Origin of the sequence: Erwinia sp. HDF1-3R (assembly GCF_039621855.1) — a bacterium.
Taxonomy (GTDB): domain Bacteria; phylum Pseudomonadota; class Gammaproteobacteria; order Enterobacterales; family Enterobacteriaceae; genus Erwinia.
This window is the reverse complement of sequence record NZ_CP155071.1, coordinates 355025-373693: the sequence shown is the minus strand read 5'-3', so window position 1 is coordinate 373693 and position 18669 is coordinate 355025. Positions and strand designations below refer to the sequence as shown.

The window sequence follows — 18669 nt, the reverse complement described above, 5'->3', positions numbered from 1 at the left end:
GAAATGCGCAGTCAGCAGGAGCTTTTGGCCGTGGTGCTCGACATCATCAACGAGATTATGAAGACCGGCTTTACGCCCGAAACGGTGGATATGGAGTCATTCCTCGGCGGTGAGCTGGGGGTGAACTCGGTGGAGATGCTCGAAGCCTGGTACGGCATCGAGAAGCAGCTAAACATCAGAGTCAATGATGGCGAGAAGCGGGATATCTACACGCTGGGCGACCTGATTCGGGTTATTCAACAGCACCTGCCTGCGGAGGCGCAAGCCTCTGCATTCGGGTCCTGAGCCACAGGCTAGTGACGGAATAACCAGGCGGCGCCTGGTTATTATTCTGGGAAAAGGTAATAGGCGACTCATGTCTTCTTCAATTTGGGTATTTCCCGGTCAGGGATCGCAGCATAAAGGGATGGGAAAGGCGCTGTTCGATCGTTTTCCCACGCGGGTCGACGAAGCCGACAGCGTGCTCGGTTATTCGCTGCGCGAGCTCTGCCTTGATGACCCGCAGGGCGTGCTGAACGAAACCGCATTCACCCAGCCCGCGCTCTTTGCAGTTTCCGCGCTTGGGTTTCTGGCAAAGCGCGAAGCGGGCCTGATGCTGCCTGACGCCTACGCGGGCCACAGTCTGGGTGAGTTTGCCGCGCTGTTCGCCGCCGGGGCCTTTGACTTTGCTACCGGCGTGTCGCTGGTGAAGGCGCGCGGCGCGCTGATGTCAGCGGCACCGCGTGGCGCAATGGCGGCGATCCTCGGCATCGATCGACTGCAAGTGGCTGAACTGCTGGCCTCCTCATCCTTTTCCGGCATTGATATCGCCAACGTAAACTGCGCCCAGCAGACGGTGATTTCTGGCCTGTACGACGACATCGCTGGCTGTGAGTCGCTGTTCACCGGGGCCGGAGCGCGCTTTGTGAAGCTGAACGTCAGCGCCGCGTTTCACTCCCGCTATATGCACGATATCGAAGCGCAGTTCAGCGAGGCGGCCTCGGGCTTTACCTTTCATCCGCTCACGGCGCGCGTGATTTCCAACTACACGTCCCTTCCCTATCCGCAGACTGATTATCTGCCGCTGCTGACGCGGCAGATAAGCCAGCCGGTGCGCTGGTACGAAAGTCTTTCGCGCCTGCTGGCGCAGGGTGACGTCGAGCAGAGCGAGATCGGGCCGGGTCAGGTACTAACCCAGCTGTTCGCAAAAATCAAAGCGCAGCCGATGGCACTGCCAGCGGGTACAGCAGCACCGGGTACGCAGTCGACGCAGCCAGCAGGTGCAGCAGCACCGAATGCCCAGTCGACGCAGCCAGCGGGCGCAGCAGCACCGAATGCCCAGTCGACGCAGCCAGCGACAGCGGATGCCAACGCCGTGCCGGGCAGGCCGCGCCTGGTGTTTATGTATAGCGGGCAGGGATCGCAGTATTACGGCATGGGCCTGGAACTTTATCAGCAAAACAGCGCGTTCCGCAGCGCCATGGAGAGGTGTGATGCCCTGTTTCACCAGCATACCGGCAGCAGCCTGCTGGCACCGCTCTATGACGAGGCCCGGCGGCGAAATCCACTCTCTGATGTGATGCTCTCCCATGCGGCGCTGTTCAGCCTCGGTTTCAGTCTGACCAGCCTGCTTCAGGCCGAAGGGATCGAACCTGACGACGTGCTGGGCTACAGCCTGGGCGAATACGTCGCGGCGACCGTGGCCGGGGTACTCAGCCTTGAGGATGCGATGAATATGGTGGTGTGCCAGGCGAGCCTGCTGAAAGAGCACGCGCAGGATGGCGGCATGCTAAGCGTCCTCAGCCCCGTGACGCACTTCCACCAGCACCCCGAAATTTATCAGGGAAGCGAGCTGGCCAGCATTAACTTCCAGAAAAACTTTGTGGTTAGCGGCGAGCGGGCAAGCCTGCTGGCGGTAAAACAGCGCCTGAGCCAGCAGGGGATCGTCTCGCTGCTGCTGCCGGTTGAACACGCCTTTCACTCGTCGGGCGTTGATGCCATTGAGCAGGCGTTCTGCGCCTTTGCACACACGCTGACCTGCCACCCTGCCCGACTGCCGGTTTACTCGGTCATGCAGGGGACGTCCGTTGAGCGCTGGGACAGCAACCGGTTCTGGCGGGTGGTACGGGAACCGGCTGATTTCTATGGCTTAGTCAACGGGATGCCCGGACGGGAGAATACCTGTTTCATCGATCTTGGCCCGGCGGGCACCCTGTCGACCTTTCTTAAATATGGCTTTGCCGACCGTCTTCAGCACCGCGCGGCGATCAACCAGTTCGGCAGAAACGTTGAAACGGTTTCTGCCCTGGTGAACAGCGTTAAAAGCCTGTCGGGCTGGTCAGAGAGGGAGCAAGGCGCATGACTTTCGAGCAGAATCCATCCTTCGGACAGAATACGTCCTGTTCCTCCACAACAATGCCGCTGCTGACGATGCCGGTGTCGCCTGCGCTGCGGGCGTCGCTGAGCGCACTGGCGCATCCTGAATCTATGGCGCTGGACGCCCTGCTGATCGCCGCCTGGGGCCTGCTGTTGAGCAAGTATAGCGGCGAGGATGAGGTGATCCTGGGCTATCCCGCTGCCGGTACGGCGGGGACCAGCCCGCTGCGCCTGCGTCCGGAGGCAAACCGTCCGCTGGCCGAATGGCTACAGGAGATTGACGCGCAGCTGCGTCCTTATCCGCCGCGACGTGCCAGCAGCGCCGATGGGCTGCCGGACCGTACCGACGGGGTGCAGGAGCCGATGCGTTACGCCTCGCGGGTCAGCATCGGGAACGGAAGCCGCGCCGAAGCACTGTACGGCCAGCCTCCGGCACCTCACGACATCGCCAGCACTGCGCCACTGCATAACGACCCGCTACCGGCACCCCACGGCATCGCCAGCACTGCGCCACTCCACCTTACCCTGCATACCGGGGCGTCAATGTCGCTGACGCTGCGCTATGACCGGGAGGCGTTCAGCGAAGACGGGGCGCGCATGCTTCTCGAGCGTGTGCAGCAGCTCCTCGCCAACATGGTGCAGGACGCCGGGCAACGGGTCGGCGAGCTGTCGCTGCTGAACGCGGCAGAAACGGCACGGGCGATCCATGACTGGAACGCAACCGGGCTGGATATCGCGCGGGATTGCTCGCTGTATACGCTATTTGCGGCACAGGCCGCGGCCCGCAACGAGGCGACGGCGCTGGTGGCGGGCGATCTCCGTCTCAGCTATCGCCAGCTTGCCGACCGTGCCGGGCAGATTGCAGCAGGGCTTAGCCGCGTCGGCGTGGTCAGGGGCGATCGCGTGGCCCTGAGCATGGAGAAAACGCCGGAGCTGATCGCCGCAATGCTGGGGATAATCAAACTCGGCGCGGCCTATGTGCCGGTAGGAGTGGACGCGCCTGCCGAACGGCGGGCGTTTATTTTGCGTGATGCGCAGGTCAACTGGACGCTGACGCGCCGCGCCGACCGGGCACATTTTGCCGCTGATGACGCCCACACCCTGCTGTTTGTCGATGACTACGCCGAAGAGACGCAGGAAGAAATCGCGGTGAACACGCGGGACGCCGTTGATGCGCACACCCCGGCCTATATCATCTATACCTCAGGTACCACGGGCACCCCGAAGGGCGTGGAGATCACCCACCGCAACCTGATTAACTTCTGCGCCTGGTGCGACAGCACCGGCATTTTCACCGCCGGAGAGGCGATCACCCAGTTCGCGCCCTACACCTTTGATGCGTCAGCGGGCGAAATTTTCGGCACCCTGACGCGCGGCTGCGAGCTGCATCTGCTGTCGAATGCGCTGATCCATAATCCGCCGGATCTGATGGCGTACATGGTCGCCAACGCTATTCGTTTTTCTGCCTTTCCTCCCTCCTATCTGCGTCAGCTGGATCCGGCCCGCGTGCCGCAGGGCATGACCATCCTGACCGCCGGTTCGGCCCCCACCGCCGAGCTGATCGCACAGTGGAGCGGGCGCTGCCGCTATATCAACGGCTATGGTCCGACCGAAACCACAATTATGTCCTCGGCGTGGATGCAGGGCTTTGAGCAGGGCGGGGATAACCGCCTGAGCATAGGCCGCCCGATTGCCAATACCCGCCTCTATATTGTCGACAGCATGGGCCAGCTCTGCCCGCCGGGCCTCACCGGTGAGATTTGGATCGGCGGCGAAGGCGTTTCACCGGGCTACATCAATCGCCCGGCGCTGACCGCAGAACTGTTTATTGCCGATCCCTGGATAAGCGGCGGAAAGGTCTACCGCACCGGCGATACCGGCCGCTGGCTGGACGATGGCCGCATTGAATTCATCGGGCGACGTGACCACCAGATCAAGCTGCGCGGGTTCCGCGTGGAGCCGGGTGAAATCGAGTCGCAGATTGCCGCGCTTGCAACGGTCAGTGAGGCTGCGGTGTTGGCCCTTCCGGCCGCAGACGGGGAGATGCGCCTGGTGGCCTGGGTTGTGCCGGCGTCAGCCGACGGAGAGCCTCCGGTCGCCCGCTGGCGCGAGGAGCTGGCGACCCGGCTGCCGGACTATATGATCCCGGCGGCGTTTGTCCTGATGCCCGCGCTGCCGCTGACCGCCAACGGCAAGATTGACCGTAAAGCCCTGCCCGCGCCGGGAGAGAACGACCGGGAACGCCAGGACTATCAGGCGCCCGGAGCCGGTATCGAATCGACCCTGGCGGATCTGTGGCAGTCGCTGCTCGGCATCCGCCAGGTGGGACGGCAGGATCACTTTTTCAGGCTGGGCGGCCATTCGCTGCTGGCGATGCAGCTCTCCGCCAGGCTGCGTGAGCAGAACCTGCATACCGACGTGCAAACGGTGTTTGCTTACCCGGTGCTGGCGGACCTGGCCGGTCGTATCCGTCAGCAGGAGGCGGTGCCGTTGGGTGATGCCCTGCTGCCTGAGCTGATTACTCCCTCAACGACGGTGATCACCCCCGATCTGCTGCCGCTTATCGATCTCACTCAGCGGCAGATTGACCTGATTGTGGCCCGGACCCCGGGCGGCGTGGCCAGCATTCAGGACATCTATGCGCTGACGCCGCTACAGGAGGGCATTCTGTTCCATCACCTGCTGAATGAGCAGGGCGACCCCTATCTCCAGGTGGGCCATCTCTCATTTACCCGGCGGGATACCCTGGAGCGCTATCTGGCGGCGATCCAGCGGGTGATTGACCGACATGACATCCTGCGCAGCGCTTTTATCTGGGAGGGGCTGGAAACGCCCGCGCAGGTGGTGCTGCGCAGCGCACGGCTGCACGTCACCGAGCTGAGCGCGGTTGTCGATACCCCCGCCGTGGCGCAGCTCAGGTCGCTCGTCGATCCGCTGGAAAACCGCATCGACCTGTCACGGCCCCCGCTGCTGCACGTCGCGGTGGCTTACGACCCGACAGAGGCCCGCTGGGAGATGCTGCTCTCCATCCACCATCTGGTGGATGACATCTTTTCACTGCAAATTCTGCTCGCCGATATTCAGGTATTTCTTCACGGCCAGGGCGACGCACTGCCGCCCGCCCGGCAGTTCCGTCAGCAGGTCGCCCAGCGGCGGCTGCACGATGATGCCCGGCGTCAGCAGCTGTTTTTTACGCAGATGCTGGCGGATATTGATGAGCCGACGATGCCGTTTGATCTGCAAAGCGGCCATGCTGACGGGCAGCGGCTGATTGAGTTCAGCCGCGCGCTTGAGGCCCCCCTGGCTGCGCGTTTGCGCGAGCGGGCGCGGCATCTGGGCGTAAGCGTCAGCAGCCTGTGCCATCTGGGCTGGGCCAGGGTTCTGGCGGCCGCCAGCAACCGCGACAGCGTGGTTTTCGGAACCCTTCTCTCCGGCCGTATGCAGCTGGCGGACGGCGAGCTGATTATGGGTCCGTGCATTAATACGCTGCCGCTGCGGCTCGATCTGGGCGGCGTGGACGCCGTGAGCGCCGTCCATCAAACCCATGCGCGCCTGACCGGGCTGATGGATCATGAGCAGACGCCCCTGTCGCTTGCCCAGCAGGCCAGCGGTATCGCGGCCCCCACGCCGCTGTTCAGCGTCCTGTTCAACTATCGCCACAACCGTCCCACAGAGACCAGCGTGACCGGCACTCTCGAGCAGGAGGGTGCGATCTGGCACGGTTTTACCGAAGGCACGCACTACCCGCTGACTCTCTCCGTCGATGACGCGGGCAATGGGTTTACCGTTAACGTGCAGGCGGTCGGCGCCCTCTGCCCAGAGCGCATTTTTGGCTATTATCGACAGAGCCTGCTCAGCCTGGCAGCGGCGCTGGAAGACGGGGTCCTCGCCCCGCCTGCGGCAGCATCCTGCCACACGCCAGTGTGCGGACTGAACATTCTCCCGCCGGAGGAGCGTCAGCGGCTGCTGGAAACCTGGAATGATACGGCCGCGCCCTTCCCGACGGATGCCACCGTCCACCAGCTGTTTGAGCGGCAGGCCGCGCGCCAGCCCCTGGCTCTCGCCCTGCAAATGGGGGCGTGCCGGATCAGCTACGATGAACTCAACCAGCGGGCGAACCGGCTGGCGCACTACCTGATATCGCTGGGGGTCACGCCGGATACGCGCATTGCGGTCTGCACCGGGCGCAGTGAATCAATGCTGGTCGCGCTGCTGGCGGTGCTCAAGTCGGGCGGGGCCTACGTGCCGCTAGACCCGGAATATCCCCCCGCGCGGCTGGCCTGGATCCTTGAGGATGCCGCGCCCGCCGTACTGATGGTCGATGCACGCGGGCGCGAGCTTTTCGCGACGGCGCAGACGGCGCAGACGACGAGCGTCAGGCTGGTCGACCTGGCACAGGATGGCGATCGCTGGGCTGGGCTGCCCGTCGCCTGCCCGGAAGTGCAGATGCTGAACCCCCGCCATCTGGCCTATGTGATCTACACCTCTGGCTCGACCGGCAGGCCAAAAGGGGTGATGGTGGAGCATCGCCAGGTGGTGAATTTCCTCGCCGCCATGCAGACGCTGTTTACCCTGACGCCCGCGGATCGGCTGCTTGCCGTCACCAGCATCTCCTTTGATATTGCCGCGCTGGAACTCTACCTGCCGCTGATGACCGGCGCAGCCGTTGTGCTGGCCAGCCGCGAACAGGGGATGGACCCCTGGGCGCTGCATCATCTGCTGACCACCGCCGACATCACCCTTATGCAGGCCACGCCGACCACCTGGCGTGCGCTGCTGGATACACGCGCCGCCCCCTGCCCGCAGCTGAAAATCCTCTGCGGCGGCGAGGCGCTGCCGAGCGATCTCGCCACGCGCCTTTATGCCTGGGGGGCGTCGCTGTGGAACCTCTACGGGCCGACGGAAACCGCCATCTGGTCAACCTGTAATCGCGTAAAGGCAGAGGATGTGGCGCTGTTCAGCCAGCCGATTGGTCATCCGATCGCCAACACCCAGGTTTATCTCCTGGACGCGCACGGCGAACCGGTGCCAGCCGGAGCGGTGGGCGAGCTGTATATCGGCGGCGAGGGCGTGACGCGCGGCTATCATCAGCGCCCCGATCTGACGGCGGAGCGGTTTATCCCCAATCCCTTTGCCACCGGCGCGTCACTCTATCGCACCGGCGACTTCGCAAAATTTATGCCGGATGGCCGACTGGTCTACCTGGGCCGCGCCGACCACCAGTTGAAGCTGCGCGGGCATCGCATTGAGCTGGGCGAAATCGAAGCCCGCCTGCTCAGCTACCCTGGCGTACGTGACGCCGTGGTGGTGACCCAACCCGATACCGGCGGCCAGCCGCAGCTGGTGGCCTATACGGTGCCGGCCCAGGCCGACGGAGATCGGGTGCCGTTCAGCCGCCTGGCGCTACGCCACTGGCTACAGGCGGCGCTGCCGGACTATATGGTGCCGGCGGCCTTCGTGACGCTCGACGCCCTGCCGCTGACCCCCAACGGCAAGACGGATCGCAGCGCATTGCCGCTGCCGGATGATACCGCCTTTGCCCGACGCGCGTACGAGCCACCGCAGGGCGCGATGGAAACCACCCTGGCCGCCATCTGGGAAACGCTGCTCGGCGTGGAGCAGGTGGGACGGCAGGATCACTTTTTTGAACTCGGCGGCTATTCGCTGCTGGCCGTGCGGCTGCTCGAACAGCTGCGCCAGCGCGGGCTGAGCATTGAGATACGCACACTTTTCGATACCCCGGTTCTGGCCGACCTCGCGGCCCGAACCGTTGAGCTGACGGAGACGCGCTTATGAAGACCCTGATCCCGGCATTTTTGACCCGCGAGCGTACTCGCTTCCTAACGTTGCATGATGAGAGCAGAAATAAACCCATGAATATTAAAAGGAATAAACAGGCATGAGCGATTTCGACCAGTTACTGCTTGCGCTTGAGGAAGCTAAGATCTCGATTTCGCTGGACGGCGACGATCTGGTTATCACGGCGGCGAAAGGCGCCCTGACCAGCGAGATAAAAAGCGCCCTGCGCGAGCATAAGCCGACGTTTATTGATGCGCTGCGCAACGGCAAACGGCTGTCCAATGCCTTTGAGGTGGTGGTACCGGCCAACAAGATAACCCCGGATACCCAGGCGATCGTCCCCGGTATGCTGCCGCTGATCGACTTTACCCAGTCTGATATCGACTACGTCGTTGACCAGGTGCGCGGCGGCGTGAGCAATATTCAGGATATCTATTCGCTGGCCCCGCTTCAGGAGGGGATCCTCTTCCACCATATGCTGGCCAGCAAGGGCGACCCCTACCTGCAAACCGGCAGGATGACCTTTGACAGCCGTGAAAAGGTCGACAGCTATCTGGCCGCCGTGCAGAAGGTTATCGATCGCCACGATATCCTGCGCACCGGCTTTTACTGGGAAGGCGTCTCCACCCCCTGCCAGGTGGTACAGCGGCAGGCGAGCCTGCACGTCCACGAGGTCGAACTGAACCCCGCCGACGGCCCGGCTGCCGAACAGCTTGCCAGCCGCTTTGACCCGCAGCACTATCGTCTGGATCTCGCAAAGCCGCCGCTGCTGCATGCGTTTGTCGCCTGGGACGAGCGTCAGGGCTGCTGGGAGATGTACCGTCTGCTGCATCACCTCATTGACGACATTTCCTCGGTGCTAATCCTCTCCGCTGAAATTCACACCTTCCTGGCGGGACGGGGGGCGATGCTGCCCGAACCTCAGCCCTTCCGCCGCCTGATTGCTCAGGTGCGCCTGGGCAAGACGCCGGAAGAGCATGAGCGCTATTTCCGCAGCACGCTGTCCGATATTGAAGAGCCCACCGCGCCCTACGGCCTGGTCAATATGCTCGACGATTCCGCCATTATCGAGGTCACGCGTAAGGTGCCGCAGCGCCTGAACGACCGCCTGCGCGCTCAGGCCCGCCAGCTTGGCGTCAGCCTTGGCAGCATTTGCCATCTCGCCTGGGGCCAGGTGCTGGCCTGTATCAGCGGGCAGGACGCGGTGGTTTTCGGCACCATTCTGTTTGGCCGTATGCACGCCGGGAAAGGGGCCGACCAGATTATGGGGCCGTTTATCAATACCCTGCCGCTGCGCCTGGATATGTCGGGTGCCAGCGTCGAGGAGAGCGTGCGCACCACCCACAAGCGCCTGGCGGAACTGCTCAGCCATGAACATGCCTCGCTGGCGCTGGCGCTGCGCTGTAGCGGCATTTCTGGCGCCACCCCGCTGTTTAATACGCTGCTTAACTACCGCCATAACCGGGAATCTGAGAGCACCGCGCTGGACTTCGCCTCGCCGGGCGCGGATCAGTGGGATGGCTTTGAGGAGCGCACCACCTATCCGATTACCCTGTCGGTTGACGATTATGGCGATGGTCTGGGCCTGAACGTGCAGGTGGTGGAGTCGCTCGACCCCGAGCGCCTGTTCGCCTATATGCAGCAGACCCTTGAGAGTATCGCCAGGGCGCTGGATGATGCGCCGCATACGCCGATTCAGCAGATCGCCATCCTGCCTGACGCCGAGCGTAAGCAGATGCTAAACGAATGGAATAATACCGCCCGGCCTTATCCGCAGGTGACATACACCCATCAGATGTTCGAGGCGCAGGTCAGGCTGACGCCGACCGCCACGGCGGTACGCTGTGAAGACCAGCAGCTCACCTATGCCGAACTGGACGCGCGGGCGAATCAGCTGGCGCACTATCTCCACCAGCAGGGGGTGAGGCCGGACGATCGCGTCGCGCTCTGCCTCGATCGCAGCGTTGAAATGGTGATTGGCCTGCTGGGCATTCTGAAAGCGGGGGGCGCTTACGTTCCGCTCGATCCGGACTATCCGGTCGATCGCCTCGCCTGGATCCTGGAAGATGCGCAGCCGAAGCTGCTGCTGCTCGACAATCGCGGCCGCGATGCCACGGCAGCGCTCAACACCCGCAATATCGCCACCTTCAGTCTGGATGCCGCGCAGCTGGCTGGGTCATCCCTGCCCGCTTCACCGCTGCCACCGGAGGCGGTGGGACTGACCGCGCGAAACCTGGCCTATGTGATCTACACCTCCGGCTCAACCGGTAAGCCAAAAGGGGTGGAGAACGAACATCGCGGGCTGATCAACCGACTGCAATGGATGCAGGAGGCCTATCAGCTCGACGATCGCGATGCGGTATTGCAAAAAACCACCTTCAGCTTTGACGTTTCGGTATGGGAGTTTTTCTGGCCGCTCTCGGTAGGTGCAACGCTGGTCATGGCACCGCCGGGCGCGCATCGGGACACTCAGGCGCTGGCGCAGGTGATTCAGGCGAACCGTATCACCACCATCCACTTTGTCCCCTCGATGCTGAACCTGTTTTTGCACAGCGGGGATGCCGCCGCCTGCGGTTCCCTGCGTCAGATTATGTGCAGCGGTGAAGCGCTGAGCACCGCCAGCGTGCAGCTCTGCCACAGCGTACTGCCGGACACGCAGCTGCATAATCTCTATGGCCCTACCGAGGCGGCCATCGACGTCACCGCCTGGACCTGCCCGCGGGATATGCCTTCGTCTGCCAGCGTGCCGATTGGTCGCCCCATCGCCAACCTGCGCATCTATCTGCTCGACGGACACCAGCGTCCGGTGCCGCAGGGGGCAACGGGTGAGCTGTATATAGGCGGCGTCGGGGTGGCGCGGGGTTATCTCAACCGCCCTGACCTGACCGCAGAACGCTTCCTGCGGGATCCCTTCTCGCCGCAGGCTGACGCGCGGATGTACCGCACCGGCGACCTGGCGCGCTATATGGCCGATGGCGATATCGAGTACCTGGGGCGCAACGACAATCAGGTCAAAATTCGTGGGTTCCGCATCGAGCTGGGCGAGATTGACGCCGCGCTGCTGAATCAGCCCGGTATTCGTGAAACGGTGGTCGTGGCCCGCGATGATGTGCAGGGCCAGCTGCGTCTGGTGGCCTATGTGGTGCCGGAAGTAGAGGGCGAAGCCGGGGAGCTCGGCACGCCGGTGCGCATCGCCCGGTGGCGTACCGCCCTTGCCGCGCAGCTGCCGGACTATATGGTGCCTGCGGCGTTCGTCCTGCTGGACGCGCTGCCGCTGACCGCCAACGGCAAGCTGGATCGCAAGGCGCTACCGCTCCCGGATGATGCCTCATTCAGCCGCCGCACCTTTGAAGCCCCGGAAGGCGACGTCGAAATCGCCATGGCTGAGCTGTGGCAGACGCTGCTGGGCGTTGAGCGCGTAGGCCGTCATGACAATTTCTTCGAGCTGGGCGGCCACTCGCTGCTGGCGGTACAGCTGATGGAGCTTTTGCGCCAGCGCGATTTGAGTACCGAGATCCGCGCCCTGTTCGAGAGTCCAACGCTGGCCGAGCTTTCTGCCCGCACCATTGAACTCGATGAGATGAGACTATGAGTCATCTGGATCCACTCTTAACCGCCCTCGACGAGGCCAGCATCGCGCTGAGCCTCGAGGGTGAGTCACTGGTTATCAAAGCCCCGAAGGGGGCTTTAACCCCGGCGATCAAAGATGCGCTGCGGGAGCACAAGGCGGCGCTGGTCGCCCTGCTGGGCGAGGGGAAACCGCTCTCCACGCGGGAGGGGAGCCAGGGTTCCGGCGTCCCGGCTAACCGCATCACGGCGGAGATGACCCGGCTCACCCCGGAGAAGCTGCCGCTGATTGATCTTACCCAGCAGGATATTGACCATCTGCTTGCCCAGGTGCCGGGCGGTCTGGCCAACGTGCAGGATATCTACGCGCTGACGCCGCTCCAGGAAGGCATCCTCTTTCTGCATCAGATGAACGAGACGGGCGACCCCTATTTGCAGTTCGCCAAAGTGTCGCTGACCGACCGTGCCGTGCTGACGCACTACGTCGGGGCCGTTCAGCGGACCGTGGAGCGGCACGACATTCTGCGCACGGCGTTTTTCTGGACGGGGCTGTCCACGCCCGCGCAGGTCGTTCTGCGCCAGGCGAGGGTGCGGGTCACCGAAGTGGTGCTCGATCCTGCCGACGGGCCGATTATGGATCAGCTGGTCAGCCGGTACGATCCGTCGCACTTCCGGGTCGATCTCACCCAGGCCCCGCTGCTGAATCTCTTTACCGCGCAGGATCCGCAGACCGGCCGCTTTGAAATGCTGATGATGCAGCACCATCTGATCGATGACATCACCTCGATGCAGATCATGATCCAGGAGATCGCCGCCTTTATGCTGGGCCGGGGCGGCCTGCTTCCGCCGCCGCAGCCGTTTCGCCGTTTAATTGCTAAGGTGCGCAGCAGCGCCTCTGACGCAGAGCAGGCGCGTTTTTTCACCGAGATGCTGGGCGATATCGACGCTCCAACCCTGCCTTTTGGCCTGGCCAGCGCCGGAGTGGATCACGCCAGCGTGGTCGCGCAGCGTGAGGACGTTGACCCGGCGGTGGTTGCGCGCCTGCGCACGCACGCACGCCGTCTTGGCGTCAGTATGGGCAGCATCTGCCACCTCGCCTGGGGACAGGTGATGGCGCGGTCAGCCGACAGCGACAGCGTGGTGTTTGGCACCGTGCTGCTGGGGCGGTTGCAGGCGGGCGAAGGCGCCGATCAGATTATGGGGCCGTTTATTAATACGCTGCCCATTCGCCTTGATCTGGGGGATATCCCGGTTGAGGAGAGCGTACGCATAACGCACCGCCGTCTGGCCGCCCTGCTTAACCATGAGCATGCCTCCCTCGGCCTGGCGCAGCGATGCAGCGGGATTGCACCGCCCACGCCGCTGTTCACGACGCTGTTTAACTATCGTCACAACCGCCAGCGGGAGAGTGAAAACGCGACGCCCGCCGGTGAGCGCGATGCGGTCGAATGGAAAGGCTTTGAGGAGCGCACCGATTATCCGCTGACGGTATCCGTCGATGACTTTGGCGAGCTGCTGCGTCTGGAGGTGCTTGCCGCGGCACCGCTTCCGGCAGCGCGCCTGGCGGGCTATCTTCAGCAGGCGCTGAGCAGCCTGGCCGATGCGCTGGATAGCGCCCCCGCCCAACCGATGCACGCGCTGAACATCGTGCCTGCCCGCGAGCGTCGCAGGCTGCTGGTCGGGTGGAATCAGACGGCCAGGCCCTGGCCTGCGAATGAGACGGTCCACCAGCTGTTCGCGCAGCAGGTGGCACGCACGCCAGACGCCCCTGCGGTTTTCGAAGGCGAGATCGCGCTAAGCTATCGCCAGCTGGATCGGCAGGCTAACCTCCTGGCACAGGCGATCGTCGCGCAGGGCGTGGTGCCGGGCGACTTCGTGGCGATCCTGCTACCGCGCAGCCGGGCGCTGCTGGCAGCGTTGCTGGCGGTCCTGAAAGCGGGGGCCACCTGTGCCCCGCTGGACCCCCAGGCGCCGGGCGAGCGCCTGCGCTGGATGGCGGAAGACTGCGCCGCCCGACTGCTGATTACTGACGCGCAGCAGGAAAAGGTGGAGGCGATTGCCCTGCCGGTTCTCTACGCCGACGGCCCGGAAGTGGCCCGCGCCAGCGATGCGCCGCCGGTTGCGGCGTGTTCCGCGACGGCCCCGGCCTGTATTATGTATACCTCCGGCTCTACCGGCCTGCCGAAAGGCGTGCTGGTGCCACATCGCGCCATCGCACGGCTGGTGATCAATAACGGCTTTGCCGATTTTGGACCAGGCGATCGCATGGCGCTGGCCGCTAACCCGGCCTTCGACGCGAGTACGCTGGAGGTCTGGGCACCCCTGCTCAACGGCGGCAGCTGCGTGGTGATCGACAGCGATACGCTGCTGTCGCCCCCGGCGCTGGTTCGCACGCTGAAGCAGCACCGCGTGAATCAGATGTGGCTGACCGTGGGCCTGTTTAATCAGATTTGGCGCGATCTGGCCCCGGTGATGCCACAGCTGGAGAATCTCTTTGTCGGCGGCGACGCGCTGGATCCGGGCATCATCGCTCAGGTGCTGCGCGGGGCGAGACCCGCCCGGCTGATTAATGGTTATGGTCCGACCGAAACGACCACCTTTGCCACCACCTTTCCCGTTCAGCAGGCGACAGCCGGTGCCGCCAGCATTCCCATCGGGCGTCCGATCGGCAACACCCGCGTCTACGTGCTGGACAGCCATCGCCATCCCGTGCCGCTGGGCGCGGTCGGTGAGCTGTATATTGGCGGCGACGGCGTCGCGCTGGGGTATCTGCATCAGGAGGCGCTGACCGCCGAGCGCTTCATCGCCGATCCCTTTGTCGCCGACCGCCAGGCGCGGCTCTACCGCACCGGCGATCTGGTGCGCTATCAGGAGGACGGCAACCTGCTGTTTATCGGGCGTAACGACCAGCAGGTCAAACTGCGGGGCTTTCGCATTGAGCTGGGTGAGATAGAGGCGCAGCTGGCTGACCACCCCGACGTGGAGAAAGCGCTGGTGCTGGCGGTGGATCATCACGGCAGCAAGCGTCTTATCGCCTGGGTGGTTGCGCCGGAGCGGTCGGATGCGGAAGCCGGGTTACAGGCCTGGCTCGCCAAACGTGTGCCTGATTATATGGTGCCTGCGCGTATCCTGCCCCTGGATCGGTTCCCGCTGACCGCCAACGGTAAAGTCGACCGCAAAGCGCTGCCCGCCGCTGACATTCGCGACAGAATACAGCGTGCGCCGCGCAACGAGCGCGAAGAGGTGCTCTGCGCGCTGTTTGCCGAACTGCTTGAGCAGCCGCAGATTGGGATTGATGATGATTTCTTTGCGCTGGGCGGCCACTCTATTCTCGCCACCGGCCTGATTGGTCGTATTCGCGCCAGGCTCGGCGTGGAGCTGTCGGTGCGGGTGCTGTTTGAGCACCCGACGGTGGCGCGCCTTGCCGGGCAGCTCAACGCCCAGGCTCAGGTTCGTCCGCCGGTGCGTCGGCTGGATCCGCGTCCCGATCCGCTCCCGGCCTCCTATGGCCAGCAGCTGATGTGGGTCGGGCAAAATACCCGTGGCGATAACGCGTCGCTGAATACGCCGATTGTTGTCGCGCTGGAGGGCGAGCTGGATCTGCCTGCGCTCAGGGCCGCGCTCGGTGACCTGGTGGAGCGTCATGAAACGCTGCGCACCCGCTTTGCGGCGGTGCAGGGCCAGCCGGTGCAGCTCGTCGTCCCCTTTACCGACATCAGTCTCGCCATCCCCTGTACCGACGTTGCGCCAGAGCAGGCAAAACAGGCGGTATTTGACGCCATCACTTCGGTGTTTGATCTGGCGGTGGATTTGCCGTTCCGCCCTTCCGTGCTGCGCCTTGGGCCGCAGTCCCATATTCTGGTACTGCTGCACCACCATATTGCCTGCGACGCCTTTTCACTGGCACCGCTGACGCGGGATCTCACCCTCGCCTATCAGGCGCGGCTGGCCGGTAAGGCACCGGCATTCCCGCCGCTTCCCGTACAGTATGCCGACTACGCGGTCTGGCAGCGCAGGCTGCTAGGCGATCCCGATGATGCCGCCAGCCTCTTTTCGCAGCAGCTGACCTGGTGGAAGCATACCCTTAACGGCCTGCCCGCCACGCTGAATTTACCGCTGGATCACCCCCGCCCGGACAAACCGAGCTATCGCGGCAACATGCTGCCGCTGTCGGTTACGCCGGTGCTGCATCAGCGTCTGGCCGGGCTGGCGCGCGAGCGTAATATGACGCTGTCGATGGTATTGCAGGCCGCGCTGGGCATCTGGTACAGCCTGCTGGGCGCGGGCGACGATATCCCGCTGGGCGCGATTTCAGCCGGGCGCAGCGATGAAGCGCTTAACGATCTGGTGGGCTGCTTCCTGACCCAGTGGGTGATGCGCGTCGATACCTCGGGTGACCCGCAGGTCAACGAGGTGCTTGATCGGGTGCGCACCCAGGCACTGACCGCGTATGACTACCAGGATATTCCCTACCTGAAACTGGTCAGCGAGCTGCTGCCCGTGCGCTCACCGTCGCATTATCCACTCTTCCAGACCATGCTGATCCTCCAGAATACGCCGCCAGCCCTGTTTAATGTGCCCGGACTGAAGGCCAGCGTGCTGCCTGCGCACAGCGGTAACGCCAAGTGGGATATCTACTACACGCTGTTTGAAAACCTCTCCCCGACGGGTGAGGCGCTCGGCATGGAGGGGATTATGGAGTACGCAACCGACCTCTTCACCCGTGAGACGGCGGAGCGCATGGCGGCCGGTTTTCTTGCCACGCTTGCCGCCGTCGCCGACGCCCCATTCAGCCCCATTTCACGGCTGGCGGTCGCGGGCCGCGCGACGCCCCTTTCTTCGACGGCAGCGGGTCAGACTCCGGTTTTATCCCCCTTCAATCAACAGGTAAGTGAACATGACTGAGCAATCACCGGCTGCGGCGGAGGATATCAACGCCATCCCGCTGGCGCAGCTTAACCCGGCGCGAAGGGATCGTTTCGCCAGTGATACCGTACTGCCGGTTTTCGCGCGTTTACGCCGCGAAGATCCGGTGCATTTCACCGCCGAAAGTGAATTCGGGCCTTACTGGTCGCTGACGCTGTGGGACGACATTCGGGCGGTGGGCACCAACCACCGCGACTTTACGTCCACGCATAATATCGATCTCAAATCGCTTGAAGAGAAGCACAAGCTTGATGCCGCGCTAAAAGCGCTGGGCCATGAGCGGCGAAAAAGCATCGGCTTTATCACCATGGATCCGCCGGAGCATACCCGGCATCGCAAGGCGGTGGCACCCGGCATGGGGCCTTCAATGCTGGCGACCATGGAGCCGCTGCTGCGCGAGCGGGCGGGCGGCATCCTGGATGCGCTGCCGGTCGGCGAGCCTTTTGACTGGGTGGATCGGGTTTCCAAGGAGCTGACGGCAACGGCGCTGGCGACGCTGTTCGATTTCCCGTTTGAGGATCGCCGCAAATTAACGTTCTGGTCAGATATGCTGATGGCCGAGCCGGGGCACGGCCCGGTTAAGAGCTGGGAGCACAAAGCGGAAGAGACCATTAAGTGCTATCACGCCTTTGAGGCGCTGTGGGAGCAGCGCCGTCATGCGCCGCCCGGGAATGACCTGATCTCGATGCTCGCCCATCACCCGGAGACGCGCGACATGTCGCTGGAGCAGTTTCGCGGCACCCTTGTTCTGCTGATTATCGGCGGCAACGACACCACCCGAAACACCCTCTCTGCCAGCCTGTACTGGCTGAACAAGTATCCCCAGGAGCTGGCGAAGCTGAGGGCCAATCCCAGGCTGATGCTGCCGATGATTTCGGAAACCCTGCGTTTCCAGACGCCGATTTCGTTTATGAGCCGCGTGGCAACGCGGGATGTAGAGATACGCGGCAAAACGATCCGCGAGGGTGACCGCGTGGTGATGTGGTATCTGTCCGGCAACCGCGACGCCTCGGCCATTGACGATCCCGATACCTTTTGTATTGACCGGGAGCGGATTCGCCGACATCTCTCCTTTGGCGTGGGGGTACACGCCTGCGTCGGCAGCCGGGTTGCCGAGATGCAGCTAACGGTTATCTGGCAGGAGATCCTCAGGCGCTTCAGGCGTATTGAGGTCCTGAGCGAGCCTGCGCGTAACTACTCCAACTTTCTGCACGGCTTTGAGAGTCTGCCGGTGATTATCCATGAATAAGCCTGAAAGTGACCCTCTAAACCCGGCCGCAGAGGTGACGATCACCACCATCAAGGTGAGTCGTGACCCCTTTATTAATAACAGCTATATGGTGCTGGATCCGCGCACGGGAAAGGCGTTACTGATTGATCCGGCGTGGGAAATGGCGGCCTATGAACGGGCGCTGGAGGCGGCCAGCGCAGAGCTTGCGGGGATCCTGATCACCCATGCCCATCCCGATCATATCGATCTGGCCGCACCGCTGGCCGAACGCTATCGCTGCCCGGTGTGGATCTCACATCAGGAAGCGGAGTCGTCGGGATTCCGCGTTCCCACTATGCGCACTTTCGGAGAGTGCGCCTGGGAAGTGGGGGGCATCCCGATCCGCCCCATTATCACGCCGGGCCATACGCCCGGCAGCACCTGCTACTGGATCGGTCAGGCACTTTTTACCGGCGATACGCTGTTTATTGAGGGGTGTGGCCTGTGCCCCGATCGCGCCGCCGCAGAGAGCATGTATTCGAGCCTGGAGCGACTTAAGACGCTCCTGCCCGGCGGGGTACGCATTTACCCCGGGCACAGCTACGTGCAGCCACCGGGTTTGACCTTTGAAAAGGTGTTTGATTTTAACCTCTATTTATCGTTTAGCAGCGCGGAGGTGTTTGCCAACTTTCGCCTGCGCCCGGGACAGTCAAAGGCGGGCTGGATGGCCTTTTCATAGCAGGGGGCGGGCAACAAACAGTGCGCAGCGGTATTACGCGTGGTTATTTAGGGGATACTTTTAAGGGGTTTTG

Annotated in this window: 7 protein-coding genes; all 7 read left to right on the top strand. The window is 63.3% G+C overall.

The genetic code is table 11. The features are described 5' to 3' along the window. The first annotated feature begins 3 nt into the window (after positions 1–3). The 7 genes from AAGR22_RS01700 to solJ all read left to right on the top strand — a co-directional run bounded on the left by AAGR22_RS01700 (position 4) and on the right by solJ (position 18596). Positions 4–285, top strand: coding sequence for an acyl carrier protein (locus AAGR22_RS01700; RefSeq protein WP_067710183.1), 282 nt, complete (start codon positions 4–6; stop codon positions 283–285). Between the two features lie 70 nt (positions 286–355). Further along, complete coding sequence (gene fabD / locus AAGR22_RS01695) at positions 356–2341, top strand: ACP S-malonyltransferase (protein ID WP_345829911.1); 1986 nt, start codon at positions 356–358, stop codon at positions 2339–2341. Continuing rightward, on the top strand, positions 2338–8151 hold the full coding sequence (locus AAGR22_RS01690) for an amino acid adenylation domain-containing protein (RefSeq protein WP_345829909.1): 5814 nt from the start codon (positions 2338–2340) through the stop codon (positions 8149–8151). Before fabD ends, AAGR22_RS01690 begins: the two co-directional genes overlap by 4 nt. Before the next feature lie 103 nt (positions 8152–8254). Further along, the gene (gene solG / locus AAGR22_RS01685; protein ID WP_345829908.1) at positions 8255–11746 is read left to right on the top strand and encodes a solanimycin non-ribosomal peptide synthetase SolG; all 3492 of its coding nucleotides are present in this window, start codon (positions 8255–8257) and stop codon (positions 11744–11746) included. Continuing rightward, a complete protein-coding gene (locus tag AAGR22_RS01680) occupies positions 11743–16626 on the top strand; it encodes an amino acid adenylation domain-containing protein (protein ID WP_345829907.1) in 4884 nt (1627 codons plus the stop codon). The genes solG and AAGR22_RS01680 overlap by 4 nt, the downstream gene beginning before the upstream one ends. Then, complete coding sequence (gene solI / locus AAGR22_RS01675; RefSeq protein ID WP_067710175.1) at positions 16619–17896, top strand: solanimycin biosynthesis cytochrome P450 SolI; 1278 nt, start codon at positions 16619–16621, stop codon at positions 17894–17896. Before AAGR22_RS01680 ends, solI begins: the two co-directional genes overlap by 8 nt. Next, the gene (gene solJ / locus AAGR22_RS01670) at positions 17889–18596 is read left to right on the top strand and encodes a solanimycin biosynthesis MBL-fold hydrolase SolJ (RefSeq protein ID WP_345829904.1); all 708 of its coding nucleotides are present in this window, start codon (positions 17889–17891) and stop codon (positions 18594–18596) included. Before solI ends, solJ begins: the two co-directional genes overlap by 8 nt. Positions 18597–18669: the final 73 nt, after the last annotated feature.

Coding starts and splice junctions, on each gene's coding strand:
- AAGR22_RS01700 (WP_067710183.1), top strand. CDS start 4: ATGCGCAGTCAGCAGGAGCTTTTGGCCGTGGTGCTCGACATCATCAAC.
- fabD (WP_345829911.1), top strand. CDS start 356: ATGTCTTCTTCAATTTGGGTATTTCCCGGTCAGGGATCGCAGCATAAA.
- AAGR22_RS01690 (WP_345829909.1), top strand. CDS start 2,338: ATGACTTTCGAGCAGAATCCATCCTTCGGACAGAATACGTCCTGTTCC.
- solG (WP_345829908.1), top strand. CDS start 8,255: ATGAGCGATTTCGACCAGTTACTGCTTGCGCTTGAGGAAGCTAAGATC.
- AAGR22_RS01680 (WP_345829907.1), top strand. CDS start 11,743: ATGAGTCATCTGGATCCACTCTTAACCGCCCTCGACGAGGCCAGCATC.
- solI (WP_067710175.1), top strand. CDS start 16,619: ATGACTGAGCAATCACCGGCTGCGGCGGAGGATATCAACGCCATCCCG.
- solJ (WP_345829904.1), top strand. CDS start 17,889: ATGAATAAGCCTGAAAGTGACCCTCTAAACCCGGCCGCAGAGGTGACG.